Source organism: Rhodococcus sp. NPDC006774 (assembly GCF_040636045.1).
Classification (GTDB): domain Bacteria; phylum Actinomycetota; class Actinomycetes; order Mycobacteriales; family Mycobacteriaceae; genus Rhodococcoides.
On record NZ_JBEYIW010000011.1, the window covers coordinates 28,477 to 51,563 of the forward strand.

6 protein-coding genes are annotated in these 23,087 nt (G+C 66.1%); 4 read left to right on the top strand and 2 right to left on the bottom strand.

Annotated features, from left to right (window positions below; translation table 11 throughout):
- The first annotated feature begins 28 nt into the window (after window positions 1-28).
- The 3 genes from ABZ677_RS17510 to ABZ677_RS17520 are packed head-to-tail and all read left to right on the top strand — an operon-like array spanning window position 29 to window position 20,244.
- Entirely contained in the window at window positions 29-9,622 is a 9,594-nt protein-coding gene (locus ABZ677_RS17510; protein ID WP_358371563.1) for an amino acid adenylation domain-containing protein, read from the top strand.
- On the top strand, window positions 9,615-19,073 hold the full coding sequence (locus tag ABZ677_RS17515; RefSeq protein ID WP_358371565.1) for an amino acid adenylation domain-containing protein: 9,459 nt from the start codon (window positions 9,615-9,617) through the stop codon (window positions 19,071-19,073). Before ABZ677_RS17510 ends, ABZ677_RS17515 begins: the two co-directional genes overlap by 8 nt.
- A gap of 49 nt (window positions 19,074-19,122) precedes the next feature.
- Complete coding sequence (locus tag ABZ677_RS17520) at window positions 19,123-20,244, top strand: ABC transporter substrate-binding protein (protein WP_037194532.1); 1,122 nt, start codon at window positions 19,123-19,125, stop codon at window positions 20,242-20,244.
- Between the two features lie 72 nt (window positions 20,245-20,316).
- Here ABZ677_RS17520 and ABZ677_RS17525 read toward each other — a convergent pair whose 3' ends face one another.
- Window positions 20,317-20,733 (bottom strand): HIT domain-containing protein, encoded by a 417-nt coding sequence (locus ABZ677_RS17525; RefSeq protein WP_358371568.1) that lies wholly within the window; start codon window positions 20,731-20,733, stop codon window positions 20,317-20,319.
- A 68-nt stretch (window positions 20,734-20,801) separates the two neighbouring features.
- Here ABZ677_RS17525 and ABZ677_RS17530 point away from each other — a divergent pair, with 68 nt between their 5' ends.
- Window positions 20,802-21,596, top strand: a complete 795-nt coding sequence (locus ABZ677_RS17530; protein ID WP_358371570.1) for an HAD-IIA family hydrolase — start codon at window positions 20,802-20,804, stop codon at window positions 21,594-21,596.
- On the opposite strand, the gene purB is transcribed toward ABZ677_RS17530, so the two are convergent.
- Window positions 21,593-23,011 (bottom strand): adenylosuccinate lyase, encoded by a 1,419-nt coding sequence (purB, locus tag ABZ677_RS17535; RefSeq protein WP_037194525.1) that lies wholly within the window; start codon window positions 23,009-23,011, stop codon window positions 21,593-21,595. The two genes, ABZ677_RS17530 and purB, sit on opposite strands and share 4 nt — an antisense overlap.
- Between the last annotated feature and the right edge of the window lie 76 nt (window positions 23,012-23,087).

A 23,087-nucleotide genomic window follows, 5' to 3' on the forward strand; every position in this document is an offset into this window, starting at 1 on the left:
GGATCTACAAAGTCGAGGAGCACACCGAATGCACAGCGCCCGTGGAGAATCGCTGGACCTGACGCCGTCGCAGCTGGACGTGTGGACGGCCCAGCAGCTGCGCCCGGACAGCGCGGAGTTCAACATCGGTTGGGTCGTGGACCTGATGGAGATGTCCGACGCCGATGCGGCGCGATTGGTGCACAGTATCGACACGGTGCTCCGCGCGGCCGACAACCTGCACGTGCTGTTCACCGACGACGGGTCGCAGGTTCGTCGGATTTCCACACCGCCGACGGTGAATGTCCAACGCGTCGACTGTGATCCGGCTGCCGCCGACGAGGCGATCCGATCCGACCTCGACACGGTCAGATCGCTCGACGGCCCATTGTCCACGCACACGGTGTTCGATCTGGGCGACGGCCACCTGCGCTGGTATCAGGGCTACCACCACATCGTCGTCGACGCGTATGCGGTGCGCGCACTCACGCGCGCGGTCGCGGACGTATGGAACGGCGGTAAGACTCCGACGTGGTCGCCGAGGATGCTCCTGGACGAGGAACTGGAGTACCGCGGTAGCGACCACGCGCGCATCGATTCCGAGGAGATCGCACGTCGAGCCGATCGCGTCGAGAACGCCGTGGCCCTGGCGGACAAGGCAGATCCGACGGAAACAGGGTGTTCCACCTTGGATTTCGCACAGTCGGACATCGATCTACCCGCCGACGCGCGCACACTGACCGCGGCGGTCCTGATGTACGTGTACCGAGTGTCGGGCCGCAGAACCGTCACTGTGTCGACGGCTCTGCACACACGGTCCAACTCGGTCCGGCGAGAGCAGCTGGGAATGCTCTCCCGAACCCATCCGATGCGCGTGACGATCGAGCCGTCCGACCGGCTGTCCGACGTCGAAGCAGGGCTCATCCCCGAACTCGACGCGTTACGCGCTCATGGTCGAGCGGCAGGCTCGCCCACCCACTGCGCGAGCATCAACATGATGGTCTGGAAGAGTCCGATCTCGTTCGGAGATCAGCAGATTCGGATGCGTGGAGTCCGCCTGGGTCCGGTGGACGACATCGACTTCGCCGTCGAGAGCGAGCCGGGTCTCGGCACCGTGATCGACGTACGGGGTCCGCGAGCCTCGGCGCGAGTACACCGTGATCGGCTCCGGGCGTTCCTGCGCGCCTTTCGTTCCGACACTCCCGTGTCGGCACCGAACATTCTGTCCGACAGCGAATACGAGTCTGTCGTGCACTCGTTCAACGACACGGCCGAGCCGACGCAGGAGCGTACGGTGCCCGCCGTGTTTCGCGAATCCGCGCGTCTGCACTCCGAGTCGGTCGCGGTGGTGGACGGCACCCGCCGCATCACCTACGCCGAACTGCAACGACGGGTCGACGAGCTGGCGACCGAATTGTCGGCCCGTGGACTGACATCGGAACAGACGGTCGGTATCGGCATCGCCCGCTCCGCCGAGACCGTCGTGGCGGCCCTCGCGGTGATGGCAGCGGGCGGAGCCTTCGTACCGGTGGATCCGTCGTGGCCCCTGGCCAGGCGCGAGGATGTGGCCGCGCAGGCCCGAATCGGCCTCCTGTGCATCCGGTTCGACAGCGATGCGCTCGACTCCGTCGTATCGGTGCCCGTCGATCTCGAGAACTGGGTGCACGCGCACCACGCACACACGATGCCCGAGGCGGACATCCACGGATCTTCGTTGGCGTACGTCATGTTCACGTCGGGATCGACTGGAAAACCCAAGGGCGCGATGATCCGTCACGACGCAATCTGCGCTCGGATGGAGTGGCAGATGAATCGACTGCTGAACTTCCGGAGCGACGACGCTGCCCTGTTCAAAGCACCACTGTCCTTCGACATCTCGGTCAACGAATTCTTGCTTCCGCTCGTCAGCGGTGGACGGGTGGTCATCGCAGGCCCAGGTGACGAACGCGATCCAGACAGATTGCTCGACCTGATCGCGAACGAGCGCGTGACGTTCGTGTACCTCGTGTCGTCGATGCTCGACGTCCTGCTCGACATCGACGCCTCCGCCACCGGAGACCGTGCGGGGCGGCTGACAGGACTGCGGCACGTCTGGTGCGGCGGTGAGGTCCTCACGCCCTCACTGTTCGCGCGCTTCAGACAGCAACTGGACACCACCCTGTACCACGGTTATGGGCCCGCAGAAGCGACGATCGGCGTCTCGCACGTCGTGTATTCCGACACCGCCGACCGGATCGCGACATCCATCGGTGCACCGAACCCCAACACTGCGCTGTACGTGCTGGGCGAGGACCTTCGCCCGCTTCCGATCGGAACCGACGGCGAATTGTACGCAGCGGGTTACCTTCTGGGCCGCGGCTACGTTCACGCCCCAGCGTCGACCGCGTCCCGCTTCGTCGCGAACCCGTTCTGCGACAACGGCAGCCGTCTCTACCGCACCGGCGACAGGGCACGCTGGACGCCGGAGGGCACTCTCGAGTTCGCGGGCCGCGTCGACAACCAGGTCAAGATCCGTGGGATGAGACTCGAGCTGGAGGACGTCGAGTCGGTTCTCGCCGGTCATCCGGACGTGCGCCACTGTGCGGTCACGGTGCGCACCACGCCCGCGGGTTCGGCCTATCTTGCTGCATATGTGGTCCCCGTCGCCGGAGCCGAAACCGACGCGCAGCGAATTCGATCCTGGGCCGCGGACAATCTGCCCGAATACATGGTTCCGAGTGGAGTTCTCGTTCTGGAGTCGTTCCCGCTGACTGCGAACGGAAAGCTCGATCGTCGTGCGCTCGGGGAACCGGAACTCGTCGGGAGCGAGGACTACCGCGCTCCGTCCACCCCGCGTGAGGCGACGGTGTGCAGTGCGTTCGCCGATGTGCTCGGTCGAGATCGGGTGGGAGCCGACGACGACTTCTTCTCCCACGGCGGCGACTCGCTCCTCGCGGTGCGCCTCGGCCAGTCGCTGGCACGACGCGCCGGTCAGAGCGTCCCCATCAGTGCCGTGTTCGATCACCGGACCCCGTCAGCGCTGGCTCGATGGCTCGTCGACGCGGCACCGGCGACTGTGCCGCTCATGCCGAGAGACGCTGTGTCCGAACCGGTTCTGTCGGACGCACAACGCAGAATGCTGGCCCTGCATCAGTGGGCACCGCACAGCGCGTCGTACACGGTTCCTGTCGAGTGGCAGTTCGACGGCCCGATCGACAGCACGGCACTCGGTGCGGCTCTGCTCGACGTGGTGAATCGACACGCGATACTCAGAACCGTCTACCCCGATCACGAACGGCCGGTCGTACTCGACACGGTCGATCCCGTGCTCGACGTCACCGAGGTGTCCCCGGCACCCGAGTCGATCGTGTTCGACGTGACCGAGGAGCCACCCGTCCGAGCCTGGTGGAACCGGACGAACAACCGCCTCACCGTCGCGTTCCATCACATCGCCACCGACGACCGATCCGAATCCGTCTTCCGCTCCGATCTCGCTGCCGCATACGCCGCGAGAGTGAACGGTGTCGAGCCCGAGCTACCCCCTCTCGCAGTGCAATACGACGACTTCGCGTCCTGGTCGCGCGACGTGCTCGGAACGTCCGACGACCCCACGTCCACGGCGTCGCGCATGCTCGCTCACTGGAAGCGGACCCTGGCCGAACCCCCGGTGTCGCCGCTGGCACGAACCGGCGCGGTGGGTGACGCCGGCGAGACGCTTCACTTCGCACTCTCGTCCGCAGACGCGGATGCTCTCCGCCGGGCTGCAGCCGACGCAGGAGTGAGCCTGTTCATGATGTGCCACGCGGCCACCGCACTTGCGGTGTCCGCCATGACCGGTGCCACGGACATCCTGGTGGCTGCTCCCGTGTCGCTACGCACCGATTCCGCGCTCGACGCCTCGATCGGATGTTTCCTCAACACGCTGATATTGCGAACCCGGATGGTCGGAGACGAGACTCTCGATCGATTCCTGCACGGCGTCCGATCCGCGGATCTCTCTGCCTTCGATCACCAGGCACTCGCGTACGAGGACGTCGTCTCGCAGTGCGGACTCTCGGACACCACGGTTCCGTCGGTCATGACGGTCCTCCTCTCCGACACCGGCGAGGACACCCGCCTGCAGCTGGGCACACAGGCCGGTCGCCGGGAGGCACCGAGCACCGCGACCGCCAAGTTCCCGATCACGTTCACCGTCGACGATCGCGGATCGTGGATGGCGTACTCGGTCGAATATGCAACCGCCGTACTGGACGCAGACCTCGCAGAACAGTACGCGCGCAGCTTCTCCCACGCTCTTCGCACACTTGCGGACGATCTGTCGGTCCCGGTGTCGAGACGCACCCTCACCGACCCCTCCGTCACCGGTCTCGTGGCGGACACCTGGGCACACGGCGAACCCGCACCGATGGCTGAATCCGTTCTGCCCCAGCTCGTTTCCGACACCATCCGCACCCACCCCGATCGCGTTGCGGTGGTGCACCGTGATCGCACGGTCGATTTCGCGCAACTCGACCGCGATGCCGATGCACTCGCAGGCGCGCTCCTCGACGCAGGTGTCGGACCGGAGGACGTGGTGGGGGTTCATGTGCCGCGCTCGTACGAGCTGGTGCTGTCACTGGTGGCCGTGCACCGCGCGGGTGCTGCATATCTTCCGCTCGACTCGGGTTTACCCGAGGAACGGCTGAGATACATTGCTGCGGATGCAGATCCGCGCGTCGTCCTCAGTACCGAACTTTCGCTTCCATTCACCGACGTCGCCGTCCTCGACCCGTCGAACGCATGCGCCACCGGCACCGGCACCGGCACCGGGCCGGTACCTGCACCGCTGCGACCGGACAACACGGCCTACGTCATCTACACCTCCGGTTCCACCGGCAAACCGAAGGGCACCGCGGTGTCTCATCGCGCGGCGGTGAACAGACTGGAGTGGATGCGCGATCGATACGACGTCGGAATCGACGACCGCATTCTGCAGAAGACGCCTGCCGGTTTCGACGTGTCGGTGTGGGAGTTCTTCCTGCCCTTGATCACCGGCGCGACCCTGGTCGTCGCCGATCCCGACGGTCACACCGATCCCGAGTATCTTCATCGCCTCATCGACGATGCCGGGGTCACCATCGCCCATTTCGTTCCGTCGATGCTCACCGAGTATCTCGCCGGTACTCCCCTCGACAGCGCGCCCAACCCCACACTTCGCCTGCTCGTGTGCAGCGGAGAAGCTCTGCCGCGCAGCACTGCCCGACGGGCTCTCGACGCACTGCCGCACGTCAGGTTGGACAACCTCTACGGCCCCACCGAAGCTGCTGTCGACGTCACGGCGCACCGGGTACGCCGTGACGACGAGGCCGCGTCGGTTCCGATCGGAGCGCCGGTGAGAAACACCGGCACGTACGTCCTCGATCACGCGCTGCGACCGGTTCCACCCGGCGCACCCGGCGATCTCTACCTCGGTGGCGTTCAGCTGGCACGTGGCTACACCGGTGCGCCTGCCCTGACCGCCGGGCGATTCGTCGCCGACCCGCACTCCGAAGACGGGCGCAGGCTGTATCGCACAGGCGACCGCGCCCTCTGGTCGGCCACAGGTGAATTGGTGTACCTCGGACGTGACGACGACCAGGTCAAGTTGAACGGCGTGCGGGTCGAACTCGGCGAGATCGTGGACGCGTTGGTGACCGTGCCCGGGATCGACAATGCTGCCGTGCTGGTCCGTGACGGCGCGCTGATCGCGTACGTGGTCACGAGTGCGGGTGCCGATCTCTCCGACGGCGACGTCGTCCGATCGTTGTCCACCACGCTTCCGCGACACATGATTCCAGCCACCTGTGTGCGTCTCGATTCGCTTCCGACGACGTCGAACGGAAAGCTCGACCGGCGTGCGTTACCCGACCCGGTTCGGGTCGAGGCCGCCGACGAGCCTGCCCGAACCGAGACCGAGAGGGCGGTGGCGGCGGCGTTCGCCGACGCGCTGGGCATCCACAGCGTCGGTCGCACCACCGACTTCCTGGCTGCAGGCGGCCACTCGATGGGTGCCATCGCCGTGCTGGGCCGTATCCGCCGAGAACTGGGTGTTCGGATTCCTCTGGGCGGGTTCATGTCCGAGCCGACCGTGCACGCCGTGGCCCGGTTGTGTGAGTCCTCGTCGCCGTGCGACATCCGGACGACCGAGAACGTCGCCCGGCGTGATCGATCGGCGCTCACACCGGGCCAATTCCGCATGTGGATGGACTGGAACGTCCGTGGCACCGGAGCGACCTACAACGTTCCACTCGTGTGGCGCAGATCCGAGTCGGTCGACACCGAGGCGCTCGGTGCGGCGCTGCGAGACGTGGTCGCGCGGCACGAGATTCTCAGGACGGTGTATCCGAGTCCGGCCGGAGAGCCCACTGCGAGGATCGTGCCGGTACCCGAGACCATCATGGTCTCCACCGAGGAGAGCGTCACCGATGTCGTGCGGACGGCGTTCGACCTCGGTACCGACATCCCGATCCGCGCATTCACCACCGCTGAGCACTTCGTGATCGTGGTGCACCACATCGCATTCGACGAGTGGTCACGTGATGTGCTGCTCGACGACCTGACCTTCGCGTACTCGGCGCGCTCGGCGGGACACCGTCCCTTGTGGCACTCCGACGCCGCCCAGTACGCAGACGTCGAAGAACCCGTCGACATCGATTCCGGACTCGACTCGTGGATGCAGGTACTGAACGGGGCACCCGAATCGACCGAACTGCCCCTCGATCGGCCCAGACGAGCCCGCCGAACCGACACCCGAACGGCGGGCAGCGTGCAGCGGAACCTGCCTCGGGGCGCAGTTGCGGGCCTGAAGTCCGTTGCGGTACGGACCGGTACGACGATGCCGATGCTCACCTCAGCCGTGGTTGCAGTGACCCTCGCCGGCAGTGGGGCAGGTGACGACGTCTGCATAGGTCTGCCGGTATCCACCCGCGCCGGCGCTGCGGACACCATCGGCTACTTCCTCAACACCGTCGTCCTCCGCGTCGACCTGTCCGGATCACCGAGCCTTCGGACCGTCGTCGACCGTGTGCGCGGCGCAACGCTGAACGCATACGACCTCGCTCATGTGCCGTTCGAGCGCGTGGTCGCCGCATCCGGCTCCGAGTCACTGTTCGACGTGATGGTGGTGCACCAGGTGCCACCGCGGAGGTCTTCCGAACTGACGCTGGGGGATTCGGTACTGGAACCGGAGGCCGTGTCGACGCACACCGCCAAATTCGACGTGCTCGTGGAGTTCGGCGAGAGCGTCGACGGCCTTGCCGTGACGATCGACTACGCCACCGACGTGTTCGACGACGACACTGCCCTCGCTCTGCTGGAACGGCTGGTGAACAACGCCACCGCTCTGGCAACCGATCCGGCGGTCTCGATCGCCGAGTTGGGCGGTCCCTCGGCCGCCGAAGCAGACGCCGTCGCGCACTGGAACGACACCTCGTTCCCGACCGACGACGCCACCCTGATCGATCTGCTCGACGCCGGTGCAGCACACCGGCCGGACGCGGTGGCAGTTCGGTTCGCCGGGCGCGACCTGACATTCCGTGAACTGACCGATCGCAGTGAGGCTCTCGCGCGTCGACTGTCCGAGTTCGGAGCGCGGCCCGGCTCGGTGGTCGCCGTTGCCGTTCCCCGATCGCTCGAACTGGTGGTCTCGATCATGGCCGTGATCCGTTCCGGGGCGGCGTATCTGCCTCTGGACACGAGCTACCCCGAGGACCGGCTTCGCTTCACCGTCGAGGATGCTCGGCCGATAGCGATCGTGGGCCGACCCGGCGACGTCGGGTTCGCAGACGGCACAACACCGGTGGTGGATCCGCTCGATTCCTCGACCGCGATGCCGTCGACGACGCTTGTTCGCCCGGCACCCGACGATGCCGCCTACGTCATCTACACCTCGGGGTCGACCGGGCGCCCGAAAGGCGTTGTCAACACACATCGGGCCATCGTCGGACACCTTCGATGGATGCAGGACGAGTACCGGCTCGGCCACGACGACGTGGTTCTGCAGAAGACTCCCGCGGGCTTCGACGTGTCGGTGTGGGAATTCTTCCTCGCTGCGACCGTCGGTGCATCGACCGTGGTGGCCGAGCCCGATGGGCATCGTGATCCGCAGTACATCGGCCGGGTGATCCGAGAAGAAGCGGTGACCACCATCCACTTCGTCCCGCCCATGCTCGACGCGTTTCTCTCTGCCACCGATGCGTCCGCGTGCACCTCGCTTCGTCGGATCATCTGCAGCGGAGAAGCATTGCTCCCGGATCTGGCGCGTCGCGCTCGGGAAGCTCTTCCCGGCATACGACTGGACAATCTGTACGGCCCGACGGAGGCCGCGATCGACGTGACCGCGTACACCGTCGCCGACGTGGACCCCCGGTCCTCGGTCCCGATCGGAACACCGGTGCACAACACAGGTATTCGCATTCTGGACTCTCACCTTCGGCCGGTTCCTCTCGGAGTGGCGGGAGATCTGTACATCGCGGGGATACAACTCGCGCAGGGATATCACCGTCGCCCGTCCCTCACCGCATCGCGATTCGTCGCCGATCCACACGGGTCCCCGGGTGTTCGTCTCTACCGCACGGGTGACATCGCCCGGTGGCGGCGCAACGGGGACATCGAATTTCTCGGGCGAGCCGACGACCAGATCAAGATTCGCGGCCAGCGGGTGGAGCTCGGCGAGGTTGCCGCCGCCATCACCGACGAATGCCCCGACATCGAGTCCGCCGTAGCCGTGGTGCGCGACGGTTCGATCGTCGCGTACGTGGTGGCTCGCGTATCCGGCTCTCTGCCTGTCGATATCGACGATCGACTCCGGCAGCGTCTGCCCGAGCACATGGTTCCGGCAGCGATCGTCCCGCTCGATGCGATACCCGTCACCGTCAACGGCAAGCTCGACCGCCGCGCGCTTCCGGAGCCGGCCGTCGAAGCTCGTGATCATCGCGCACCCGATACCGATGCCGAACGAGCACTGCTGCACATTGCCGAGAACGATCTGGGCCTGCGTATCGGCCTCGACGACGACTTCTTCCGATCGGGCGGAGACAGCATCAGCGCGGTTCTGCTCGCCGCCAAAGCAACTCGAACGGGTCTGACGTTCACCGTCCGCGATGTGTTCGAGCTCCGCACGTTGGCCGACATCGCCCGGCGCAGCGCTGCATCCGCGCAGTACCGCTCCCCCGCACGCACAACGACGGCAGCGCCGGGTACCCCGGTGCCACTGCCCACCGGGGTACGCGCAGCGAAGAACGCCGGGATCGTCGAACACGTGCACACCGTCAGCACGCCCGTTGCCCGCCCGCTGTCCGCCGACGACCTCGTCGAGATCGAACGGTCGCTTCGGGAACGCAACGAAGGGCTGCGGTTGGCGATCGACACACGTCGAAAGACGTTGTGGCGCGCCCGTATCGTGCCGCCGGACGGACCATCGGCCGAACCTCTCGACACGTCCTCGGGACGGGGATACCGCATCGAGTCGGTGGCCTCGTCCGACGGCCCACACGTCGAGGTGACGGTCCACGCACTGATCGGCGACGACACCACAGCGCGCGACCTCGCCGCGGCCGTGGCGGCTGTTGCCGCCGGCCGGTCGCCCGAGGACATCCGCTCGCATCACCGCCCGACCTCCGACGAAGGAGCTCAACTCCGTGCATGACACCACCTACGCAGCTCGTTCGGTCGGCACGACACTGTCCGCGGCACAAACGGACATGTGGATTGCGCACCAGGCCGACCCGACCAGCGCCGCATTCAACATCGGCTTCGAGATCTCCTTTCCCTCGGACCTCGACGTCGACAGACTGCTCACGTCCATCGATTCGGTCCTCGACCGATACCGAGGCGGACGGTCCCGCTTCACCACCGATCACGACGGCAGGCCCGTCCGCATCTCGTCCGACGCTCGAATCGTCACCACGCTGGTCGACGGACGTGGACAGGATGCAGTAGCGACGACGGCGGTCCTCGCCGCGAAAGATCTGAGCACCCCGCTCGATCTCGAATTCGATCAGCTGATGAGCTCGGTACTGGTCTCGAGCGACAACGGTCACGTGTGGTATTTCCGCGCACACCACATCGTTCTCGACGCTGCGGGTGCGGTGCTGCTCGCGACCGCTGTCACCGACACGTACGTCCACGGCGGCACCGACCGCAGCCCCTGGCTCGCCGACAGTGCGGTGGCCGAGGATGTTTCGTACCGGGAGTCCCAGCAGTTCCTGCGCGACCGCGAGTTCTGGCGCACGCGGCTCGCAGCGGCCGCACCTCCGATCACGTTGCTACCGATGCCTGCATGCCCCACCGGGTCGGTGTACGAGAGAAGGACGGACCTGCCCGCCCATCTGGTCGGTGCGCTGGGTAGCCTCGCCGAATCGGCTCGGGTACGGCCGGCGCACGTCTATCTCGCCGTCTACGCGGCGTTCGTGCACCGCTGGTCGGGAGAACGAGACGTGACCCTGACGTTGCCCACCGCTGCACGGACCACGGACCTGTTGCGCTCCGAACCGTGCACCGTCTCGACGACTCATCCGTTGATGGTGCGTATCGAGCCGCTCGACCGCGTCGCCGACGTCGCACGAAAGATCAGGAGTTCGCTGGCCGAATCGCATCCCCACCGCCGCTACCGCGGCGAGGACATGATCCGCGATCGCGCGCTCGGACAGCCGAGCGCGGCCGGACGCTCGTTCGGTCCTGGTGCGAACATCATTGTCGGGGAGGTCGATTCGCACGGAATCGGCTGGTCGGGACAGGCACTGAGCGTAGGGCCGTTCAACGATCTCGAGTTCGTCCTGACCTGCATCGGGCCGTCCGCGCCCGTCACGGTTCAGATGCGAGGGGACCGCGCCAGTGCCTCCGATATCGACACGCGCTTCGACGCACTGGCCGTTCTGCTGGCCGCGATCGGTGCCGCACCCGATCGGCCGATCAGCGAACTGACGTTGGTCGACGAACCGACCGGATCACGGATCGTCCACGCCTTCAACGACACCGACTCCGTGATCGACCGCACCCCGGTACCCGACATGTTCGCCGAGCGCGCGCGTGATCGTCCCGGCAGCATCGCCATCGTCGACGGTACGCGCCACATCACCTACGAGCGTGCCGCCGCGATGGTCGAGCAGCTGGCGTCCACGCTCGTCGCGAACGGCCTTCGCGCCGAGGACGTCGTTGCCCTGAGCATGCCGCGCTCGGCGGAAATGGTGATCTCTCTGCTGGCCGTCCTGCGGGCAGGCGGCGCGTTCGTACCGTTGGACCCGTCCTGGCCACGGGACCGACGAGAACGCGTACTCACCGATTCCGGCACGCGAGTCGTTCTCTCGCATCCTGATTCGGCGCACCTCGACGATTCCTCCGTCGTGCCGGACGAGACGGTCGTGAACCTCGACGACTGGCAGTTCGATCACCCGGCGGTCCGTTGCGAGTTCGAGGCTCTCTCGGCCGATCGGCTGGCCTACGTCATCTTCACGTCGGGATCCACCGGCCGACCCAAGGGTGCCATGATTCGACACGGTGCGATCTCCGAGCGCCTGAACTGGCAGCGGACGGACATCCTCGGTTTCGGCGCGGACGACGCCGCACTGTTCAAGGCACCGTTGGCATTCGACATCTCGATCAACGAGATCCTGCTGCCGCTGGTGTGCGGTGGCCGCGTCGTCGTCGCGAAGGACGGCGGCGAGCGGGACCCGTTCTATCTCCTCGACACCATCGCCCGCGAACGCGTGACGTTCGTCTACCTGGTGTCGTCGATGCTCGAGTCACTGCTGCACCTCGACACCGACAACGCCCTGTCCGGGTTGCGGCACGTCTGGTGCGGCGGAGAGGTTCTCACCCCTGACCTGTTCTCCCGCTTTCGGGATCGACTGGACACGACCCTCTACCACGGGTACGGGCCGGCCGAGGCGACCATCGGTGTCTCCCATGTGATCTACCACGACGCGGACGACCGAATCGCCACATCCATCGGTCGGCCGAACCCCAACACGCAACTCTACGTTCTCGATTCACGACTTCGCCCGGTCCCGATCGGATGCGGCGGCGAACTCTACGCAGCAGGGTCGCTGCTCGGACGCGGATACCGCAACGCGTCGGCGCTGACCGCGGCACGATTCGTGGGCAATCCGTTCGCAGCCGACGGCTCGGCGATGTACCGGACCGGCGACCTCGCGCGGTGGCGGTCGGACGGCTCACTCGACTTCCTCGGTCGGGCCGACAACCAGGTCAAGATTCGCGGCATGCGGTTGGAATTGGAAGACATCGAATCGGCACTGTCCGACCACCCCTCGGTGCGCTACGCCGCGGTCACCGTCCTGCACCGAGAGTCGGGAGACGTGCTGAGTGCGTACGCGATCCCCACGGATCGCGACGGCATCGATCGCGAACAGCTGCAGACGGTCCTGACGTCGTGGTTGCAGAGCAAGCTCCCCGAGTACATGGTCCCCACGTACATGACCATCCTCGACGACGTCCCCGTCACCGCGAACGGCAAGCTCGACCGCAGAGCGCTCCCGGAACCGACAGCGAACCCCGCGGGTCGCGGTGCTCCTCGCACCGAGATCGAGAAGCGTCTGTGCCGGGTCTTCGCGGCGGTGCTGTCCGTGCCGAACATCGGTGTTTCCGACGACTTCTTCTCTCTCGGCGGTCATTCGCTGATGGCGCTACGACTGGCGGTTGCACTGCACGCCGAGTTCGGTGTCCGCGTCGGTTTGCCCGTGTTGTTCGATCATCGGACGGTCGCCTCACTCGGCGCAGCAATCGATTTCACTGCAGGTGCTCAGGTCGGCAGGCCGGGTGACCATTCGGACGCCGACGGGGCACCCGTGTCGTTCGGGCAGGAACAACTACTGTTCCTGGAGAGCCTGTCCGGCCCGTCCACGGCGTATCTGCTCACGCTCGATCTCGAACCGGACGAGCCTCTCGACCCCGTCGCCCTGCACCGAGCAGGCGTGGAACTCGTTGCGCGACATCCCATTCTGCGCACCGTGTATCCGGCCGGTTCGGGCGACTGGACCCAACACGTTCTGTCGGTCGACGAGGCAGCCGACAAGTTCCGCGTCGAACCGACAGTCACGGTGCCGACGCCCATCGATCTGCAGTCCGAGCTGCCGATTCGGCTGTCCTGCGACGCGACCCGATTACGCATCACGCTGCACCACATCGCGTGCGATCAGGAGTCGGTGAAGATTCTGGTCGACGAGCTCGCCGCGGCGTACGGGCGCTCTCTCGGCAACGCCGCAGACCCACTGCCGTCGACGACGCACACCGCCGCGACGTACGCGCAGTTCGCGCGGTGGCAGCGTGAGACTGCAACCGATCGGTCCGACCTCGACTTCTGGGTCGAGCGACTCGGCCACGTTCCGCCGGTCACTGCGCTCCCGCACGACTTCGAGCGCAGGGCCGACGCCGGCGGCACCGGAGAACTGGTGACCGTTCCGTTGTCCGACGAACTGTCGGACGCCATCGATCGATCCACGAGCGAAAATGCGGTCACCCCACTCGTACTGCTGCACACTGCCGTCGCAATGGTGTTGCGAGCCAGAGGTTCCGGTGACATCGTCCCGATCGGCACCGCGGTGGACAGTCGCAATGATGCGCAGTTGGCAAGCACGGTGGGCTTTTTCGTCAATACTGTCGTGCTTTCGGCATCGGTCGACGACGCGCTGACGTTCACCGAGTTGGTCGATCGAGTGCGCTCGAGCGATCTGGAGGCGTACGACCACCGCGACGTGCCGTTCGAAGCAGTCGTCGCGACCCTCGACCCGCCGCGGACACCGGGTGTCAACCCGTTGTTCCAAGTCATGATCGCGGACGTCGACGATCGCCCGATCCGTCCGAACTTCGGACACGTCGGCACCCGTTCGGCTTTCGGGGGCGGATCGCTGGCGGCGAAGTTCGACCTGACGTTCGGAATCGGGTTCACCGCCGAAGGCCAACGCTCGCTCACCCTCGTGTACGACCGCGACCTCTTCACCGAGACGACCGCGCGGACGCTGCTCTCCGGGGTCCACGCCGTCCTCGTGCAGGGCACTCGTCATCCGCGACTCGTGGTGGCCGAGATCGCTGTACCGACCACCCCGGGATCGTCCGGCACCGCCCGGCTCGCACCGGCGCAACTGAGGATGCTCGATGCCGGAATCTCGGACGACGCCTGTGTCGAATGGACGGTGCCGGGCGGGTCGCCTGCCACCGCCTACCGACTGATGGCGGAATTCGACGCTCTGCGGATGACCCTCGTTCGCGACGGCGACGGTGGGCGGCACATCGCGATCGCCTCGGTGGACGATGCCATCGCACGCCCGCTCGATGGGACCATCGACGTCGGCTCGAGACCGGTCACCGCAACCGAATGCGAGTCCGGCACCGTACTACGCGCCCATCCGTTGTTCGTCGATGCCGAATCGTGGCCACCCGTCGCGGTGGACTCCACTCTCGACTTCGCGGACTACCTGCGCGAGTTGGATTCTCGTGCGACGGATCTCGGGATCGTCGAGCATGCAGAAGCCTGGCTGGACTTCGGCGACGACGTGCTGGAAGCCACCGTCACCGAGTTCCCGGCCGGAGAACCTGGAACGGCCGATGCAGGTGTGTGGGACACCGCGGATGCGCCGGACACCGCGGATGCGCTCGATACCGACCGCACCCGCGCTGCCGCACTGATCGCCCTGGCGCGCACTCTCACCGACCTCGGTGCCGGCGAGGCGTGGCTGGTCGAGATCGACGAACCCGACCGGGATGGACACGCTCGTACGATCGGGCATCTGCGCAGACGGTATCCGTTCTCTCTGAGTTCGGCGGATGCCCAGAGGAGCATCGACGAATTCCTGAATGCGCACAGGGACGATCCGGACCCGTCGACCTACGACGTGGCCGCATACACGAGCGAACACACGGTCGGTGTGTTCGAGGAGATGCCACGAGCAACCGTCGCTCTCGTCATCGGCCGATCTTCACAGTTCACGGAGATGCGCAGCTCTGCACCGACGTTCGCGTTGACGACGAACTCGTCGATCCGCGCTCGTGTGACGGCGGCAGACCGGGCTCTCGGCGGCCTACCGGTAGCGGACGCCGCTCGAACCTGGGCCCGACACTTGCGGACCGCGCTCACCGATGCGCGGCGCAACGGGGATTCGGCGGACCTCGTTCCCCTGCTGTCGGACGTGGATGCAGCTCGGTTGCGGCGGAGTTTCGGACCGGTGCGGCACGTGTGGCCGCTCTCGCCCCTCCAGACCGGCCTGTTGTTTCACCTGCTCGCCGGGAGCGAGGGCGAGGCGGACGTCTACGTCTCGCAGACCGTGGTCGAGCTGTCGGGACACATCGATCGAGACCGCCTCGACGCGGCAGCGAGGGCATCGATCGACAAATTCCCCAACGTTGCAGTGGGTTTCGCCGAGATCGGTGATCGCGCGGTGCAGGTGGTTCCGGAGACGTTCGATGTGCCGTGGACGTACCGCACCGGCAGCGATGTCGACGGGTTCGCCCGCGAACAGGCGTCGATACCGTTCGACGCCTCGAACCCGCCGCTCCTTCGCTTCGGTCTTCTGTCCGACGGACCGACCCATCATCATCTCGTCTTCACGGCGGAGCACATTCTGCTCGACGGGTGGTCGATCTGGCGATTCCTGATGTCCGTCCTCGACAGCTACACCGACGAAGACGCCGAACGGAGCAGATCCACAGCATCTTTCGGCACTTACCTGGCATGGCTTTCTCGACAGGACCTGCCCGCCGCCGAGAGAGAATGGCAGAGATATCTCGGAGGGATAGACGAGCCCACCCTCGTCGCTCCGCGCCGCCGATCGCTCGGTGCGACGTCGTCGTCGAACTCTCGGGACCTACGCGTGACCGTGGATCCCGTGGTGTCCCAGGGTCTGCTCGAGGTCGCTGCCACCGCGGGCGTCACCCTCTCGACGGTGTTCGAGGCGGCGTGGGGAATGACACTGCGTCGCATTCTGGGCACCGACGACGTGCTCTTCGGATCGGTGGTGTCGGGGCGCCCACCCGAGATCGACGGAATCGACACCACGATCGGGTTGCTGTTCAACACTCTTCCGACACGATTCACCTCGAACCCGTCGCACACGGTGACCGAGATGCTGCAGAAAGCCCAGCAGGACAAGCTGCTTCATCTGACGCACCCGTACGTCACCCTGTCGGCGCTGCTGCAGATGTCGGGACACCGCGCACTGTTCGACACACTGTTCGTCTTCCAGAACACCCCGGTGATCTCACCGGAAACACCGTTCGGTCCGCCGGGCAGCCGGGTGCGCGTCGAGAACGTGACGCTGCGCGACGCGACGCACTACCCGCTGTCGATAGTCGTCGACCCGGACGCCGGGTCCACCTCGGCCCCGACTGCCGGGTTGCGGGTGATGTTCCAGGAGGACGTCGTCGACGAAGTGACGGTACGCGAGTGGATCGACACCTTCACCCGGACGCTCGACGCGATCACGAAGAACGTCGACGGTCTCGTCGCACGCTGCGACCCACTCACCGACGCGCAACGCGACCTGCTGGTGCACCGTTTCAACGACACGGCGCGTGCTGTCCCGGAGTTGTCCGTCTACGACCTTCTGCTGCGCCAGGCCGAGAGTTCTGCATCGTTTCCCGCGGTTCGTGCAGGCGACACCGTCCTGACCTATGCAGAGCTGGTCGAGCGAGCGAACCGAACCGCCCGTGTCCTGCTGTCGCTCGGAGCGGGGCCGGACCGTCGGGTCGCGTTGTTGCTCCCCCGATCCGAGGACATGGTGGTCGCGTTGTTCGCGGTGTTCGCGGCACACAGTGCGTACGTGCCGATCGACCCCGAACACCCGCAGGACCGGATCGGTCACATGCTCGCGGTGTCCGAACCCGCGGTGATCCTGACGGATTCGTCTCTCGTCGATCGGCTTCCCGAGCATCTTCGGACTGCGCCGAGCACGGTGCTGCTGGATCTGTCGCGTGAGGCGATCGACGACGCATCCGGCGCGGCCGTGACCGACGACGATCGCGGCGCACACACCGATCTCGACCAACTCGCGTACGTCATCTTCACGTCCGGTTCCACCGGGCGCCCCAAGGGTGTGGCCGTGCCGTACCGAGGTCTGACGAACATGTTCTACAACCACGAGGCCGCCATCTTCGAGCCGGTTCTTCTCCGTCAGGGCGGCCGACGGATCAGGATTGCGCACACCACGTCGTTCTCGTTCGACGCCTCCTGGGAGCAGCTGCTGTGGCTGCTCGCGGGCCACGAGGTGCACGTGATCGACGAGGATCTGCGACGCGACCCGGAACAACTGCTCGAGTACTACGACGAGCACCGGATCGATGCATTCGACGTGACGCCCACGTACGGAGAACATCTCGTCGATCAAGGACTGCTGGACCGCGAGCGTTGCCGGAGTTCGGCATCCGGGTCGGTCGATTCCGGAGCGACGGGCGTGGTGTTCGTCTCGCTCGGCGGGGAGGCCGTCGGAGACGGGCTGTGGGATGCGTTGCGCTCCGCCCCCGGTGTGGACGGCTACAACCTCTACGGGCCGACCGAGTACACGATCAACGCACTCGGTGCCGATGTCGCCGACACCGAGCGGCCGAGCCTCGGGCGACCGATCGCGAACACCGCGGCGTACGTACTCGATTCCACACTGTCACCGGCACCCATCGGTGCGGTCGGCGAATTGTATTTGGCCGGAGCGGGATTGGCACGAGGATACTTCGCGATGCCGGCCATGACCTCGGACCGTTTCGTCGCCTGCCCGTTCGGTGCACCTGGTGCACGGATGTACCGGACAGGTGACCTGACGAGGCGTCGCCCCGACGGCACACTCGACTACCTCGGTCGAGCCGACGACCAGGTCAAGATTCGCGGTCATCGCATCGAGCCGGCCGAGATCGCGAACGTCTTGACCGCGCAGGATCGTGTCGCTCGCGCTGCGGTCGTCACCGTGACCGGATCGGCCGGAGATCGCGCACTGGCCGCGTACATCGTCCCCGAGAAGGGTGCCGCGATCGACGTTGCGATCGTCAAAGCCGCTCTGCGTCAGCAGCTTCCCGCGTACATGGTTCCGTCCGCCATCACGGTGGTCGACGATGTACCACTGACCGTCAACGGCAAGTTGGATACCCGTGCACTGCCTGCACCGGAGTGGGATGCCGCGGCGGCAGATTCGGCCGACGCGGAGAACGCACTCGAACAAGCGATCGCCGACATCTTCGTCGAGATTCTCGGAACCACGCGGGTAGGCCGTGACGACGACTTCTTCGCGCTCGGCGGGCACTCGTTGCTCGTCGTCCGGCTGACGCGTCGACTCGAGTCCGTGCTCGGCCGATCCGTCGGAGTTCGAGACGTCTACGCCCGGCCGACGCCTGCCGCACTCGCCGACACCGCCGCGTCGGGATCGGAATCCGGAACGATGCTCGATCCGGTGTTGCGGCTGCGCGACGCAGGGCCGAACACGGTGTTCTGCTTCCAGCCCGCAGGTGGCCTGGCGTGGTCGTACATGGGCCTGGTGCGTTTCCTTCCCGCTCCCACTTCGGTAGTGGCACTGCAGGATCCGTACCTGTCCGATGGCGAGATCGAACTCGACACGTTCGACGCCCTGGTCGACGACCAGTACCGCCGAATGCGCGAGGTGTCGCCCTCCGGCCCCTATCATCTGCTCGGGTGGTCGTTCGGCGGCCAGATCGCCCACGAGGTGGCAGCACGGCTCGACGCTGCGGGTGAGACCGTTGCGTCGCTCGTGCTGCTGGATTCGTTCATCGTTCCGTCCGACGCACCGGCGCAGGAGCAGCTGGAGTCCCAGCGCGAGGACATCGCGGCCTACGTAGGCAGCGACTCGCTCCTCGGTGCGCTCGACGACACCACCAGAGAGCGACTCGTGTCGGCTCACGTACGCCACCTCCGGTTGACGGCCTCGGCAGACCCCGCACCGTTCGACGGCGACGCCCTCCTCGTGTCCGCCACCGAAGGGCTCGATCCCGACTTCGGTGCGCAACGAGAGACGTTGTGGCGGGAGCGAATCCGCGGTGAACTTCGGGTGGATCCCTATGATCTGCCGCACCTCGCACTCGGGCAGGCACGCGGATGGAATGCCATCGGCCCTGCCGTCGCCCAGTACATCCTCGAGAGGAGTAGATGACCCCCTTCGACACGTTCCACCATCCACGATCGACTACGAAAGCAGACACATGATCGACTCCCGAGCCCACACTTCGAGCAGATTCCGATCCGCACCCCGCGCCCTCACAGGAGGTATCGCGGTTCTCGTGCTCGCCGCTGCCGCAGCGTGCAGCAGTGGCACCGCCGACACCGACGATGCCGGCACCCAGGTCGTCGACCTGAACGCGAACCCGGCCGCGTGCAGCGAGAACGACCGCGTCGACACGGTCGACCGCGCGTCAGGACCGTTCACGTACACCGACGGCCGCGGACGGACCATCTCCCTCGATTCACAACCGAGCAGAATCATCGCCGACGAGGAATCGGCCGCAGCGCTGATGTCGTACGGAATCAAGCCGATCGCCATATGGTCCACCACGCCGATGGGGACAAGCCCGATTCTGAGTTGCTCCGACCTGTCCGGCATCGAATCCGTCGGCGACAGCTGGGGGACATTCGATTTCGAGAAGGCTGCGAGTCTCGACCCGGATCTTGTCATCGGCGAGTTCAACCCTCGATTCGGACAGTTCGGCAAGCTGACCACCACCGCCGATTCGTCCAAGGCCGACACGATCGATCAGCTCGCTCCCACCCTCGGGGTCACCTTGGACACGACGTCGACGGCCAAGACCATCGAGAACTACGCGGGGCTTGCCTCGTCACTCGGAGTCGACCTCGACACTCCGCAACTGGCAGACATCAAGGCCGACTACGACGCCGCCGTCGCGAATTTCGAGAAGGTTGCCTCCGAGCGCCAGGACCTCACCGGCGTCGGAGTGTGGCCACTCGACGTCGCGTACGTCCTCGATCCGTCTGCGGATCCGGACTTCAGCGATTACCAGCGCTGGGGACTGAAGATGTACACGCCGGACGGTACCGATGACGGGTACTGGAAGAAGGTGTCGTGGGAGAACGTGTCGAGTGTCGATGCCGACGTCGCGTTCGTCTATCACGACGTCGCCAACGCCGCCGACGTGAAGCTCGCCGATATTCCGAGTCGCTACCCGGCCTTCGACACGATCGCCGCCGTCGACAAGCAGCAGATGGTGTTGTGGGACTACGGCGCCAACAAGAGCTACAGCCGCTACACCAAGACCATCGACATCTATGCCGACGCGCTGTCCAAGGCGCAGAAGGTCACGCCCGAGTAATTCGGCGGACCGTGAGCTACGGGGTCACCGGCAGACATCTGCCGGTGGCCCCGTAGTTCGTCGAGGCGGCGCCTACAGCGCGGCTGCGATCTCTGCGGCCTGCCGGTCCAGTTCGGCTCGTTGCGGAGACGACGGCCGAGCACGGAGGCCGAAGCCGTCGCCGATCATCCGTGGGATGACGTGCAGATGCACGTGGAAGATTTCCTGACCGGCCACCGTACCGTCGGCCAGAAAGAAGTTGACGCCGGCGACACGCGGATTGCTGGCTCGCACAGCGGCGGCCACCTTCTGCCCCACCACGAACAGGTGCGCGCCGATCTCCGGCGGCAACTCCGCCAGCGTCCGATACTGCTCCTTGGGCACCACCAACACATGTCCGCTGGTGAGCGGCCTGATGTCCATGAACGCAATCGCTGTCTCGTCCTCGTGGACGCGAGAAGCCTCGGCCGTCCCGGCAATGATCTCGGCGAAAATCGTGTAGGGGTTCACAGCCACCGAGCGTAGGCGCTGGATGCTCTGACGCTGCGGGGCACGGACCCGGAGACTACTGTTTGCCGATGAGCATCGGCGGGGTTCTCTTCGACATCGACGGCGTCCTGGTGTCGTCGTGGCAGGCGGTGCCAGGGGCAGCGGACACTCTGAAGTACCTGGACAGCAAGGATATTGCTCGCGCATTCCTGACCAATACGACGTCCAAGACCCGTGGGCAGATCGCTACGGCACTGCGCGACGTGGGGCTGGACGTGCATTCGGACGAGATCGTCACGGCCGCGTCACTCACCGCGGATCATCTCCGGGAGAACTATCCCGATGCGCGAGTGGTCCTGATCAACAACGGTGAGATCGCAGGCGACATGCCGGGAATCGAGTTCGTCGACGAGACGTCCGAGGATCCCGATGTCGTGGTCGTCGGCGGAGCAGGCCCGGAGTTCACCCACGAGCGACTCAGCCGCGTCTACGACTGGCTGTGCCGGGGCATACCCGTCGTCGCGATGCATCGATCGCTGATGTGGAGCACCGGAGCCGGACTGCGCATCGACACGGGCATGTACCTCGGCGGCATGGAGCAGGCGTCGGGACACACCGCGAAGGCCATCGGCAAGCCGGCTCCGCTGGGATTCCGGACCGCGTCCGAGCGGATGGGTGTCGACCCGGACGACGTCGTCATGGTCGGCGACGATCTCGACAACGACGTCCTCGCCGCCCAGGTCGTCGGGATGACGGGAGTGCTCGTCCGCACCGGGAAGTTCCGTCAGGACGTGCTCGATCGACGCAGCACCGACGAGTTCGCGATGGAACCCGACCACGTGATCGACTCGGTCGCCGACCTGCCCGACGTCCTCGGCGACTAGAGAATCGGCGACGGCGTGTACGACGCCCCGGCCGGGAATTTCGCGATCAGACGCTCCACTGCCGAGACGACCGCAGCGACCTGAGCGTCGGCGGCACCGACGAAGGCCGTCTTGTCCGCCAGCGCGGCGTCGAGGGCGGCGCGATCGAGGGGAAGGCGATCGTCGGCGGCCAGGCGGTCGAGCAGGTCCGGTTCGAGGCCTTGCTCACGCATCGCGAGCGCGACGGCGACGGCGTGTTCCTTGATCGCCTCGTGCGCCGTCTCGCGTCCGACGCCTGCGCGCACGGCGGCCATCAGCACCTTGGTGGTCGCGAGGAACGGCAGGTAGCGGTCGAGTTCCTTGGCGATGACGGCCGGGTAGGCACCGAATTCGTCGAGCACGGTCAGGAAGGTCTCGATGAGTCCGTCGATGGCGAAGAAGGCGTCGGGCAGCGCGACGCGACGCACGACGGAACAGAAGACGTCGCCCTCGTTCCACTGCGCTCCGGCGAGCTCGGCGGCCATCGAGCCGTAGCCGCGCAGCACCACCTGCAGGCCGTTGACGCGTTCGCACGAGCGGGTGTTCATCTTGTGCGGCATCGCCGACGAGCCGACCTGGCCCGCCTGGAAGCCCTCGGTGACGAGTTCGTGGCCGGCCATCAGGCGGACGGTGTGCGCGAACGAGGACGGTCCGGCACCGATCTGGACCAGCGCGGAGACGACCTCGTGATCGAGCGAACGGGGATACACCTGGCCGACGCTGGTGAGTGTGTGCCGAAAACCGAGGTGATCGGCCACGATGCGCTCGAGCGCGACGAGCTTGGCGGAGTCGCCGCCGAACAGGTCGAGCATGTCCTGCGAGGTGCCCATCGGGCCCTTGATTCCGCGCAACGGGTAGCGCGCGATCAGTTCCTGCACCCTCGACAGCGCCAACAGCAGCTCGTCTGCGGCAGAGGCGAAACGCTTGCCCAGTGTGGTGGCCTGAGCTGCGACGTTGTGGCTGCGACCGGCCATGACCAGCGAGGAGTACTCGGCGGCGCGCTCGGCCAACCGCTTCGCGACGGCGACGCCGTGCGCGTGGACGTGTTCGAGCGAGCGCAGGATCTGCAGCTGCTCGACGTTCTCGGTGAGGTCGCGGCTGGTGAGTCCCTTGTGGATGTGCTCGTGGCCGGCGAGAGCGTTGAACTCCTCGATGCGGGCCTTGACGTCGTGGCGGGTGACGCGCTCACGCTCGGCGATCGACGCGAGATCGACCTGGTCGACGACGGCTTCGTAGTCCGCGATGGCCGCGTTGGGGACGTCGACTCCGAGGGAGGACTGCGCACGCAGCACGGCGATCCACAGTTGACGTTCGAGGGCGATCTTGTGCTCCGGAGACCACAGCTCCACCAGTTCGGGGCTTGCGTAACGGGTGGCCAGGACATTCGGGATGCTCACGAGCGTCCAGCTTACGGGGCGCCGTTGTCGGTCTCGGAAGACGACTGCTCTGTTTCGACAGTGGACTGCACCACCG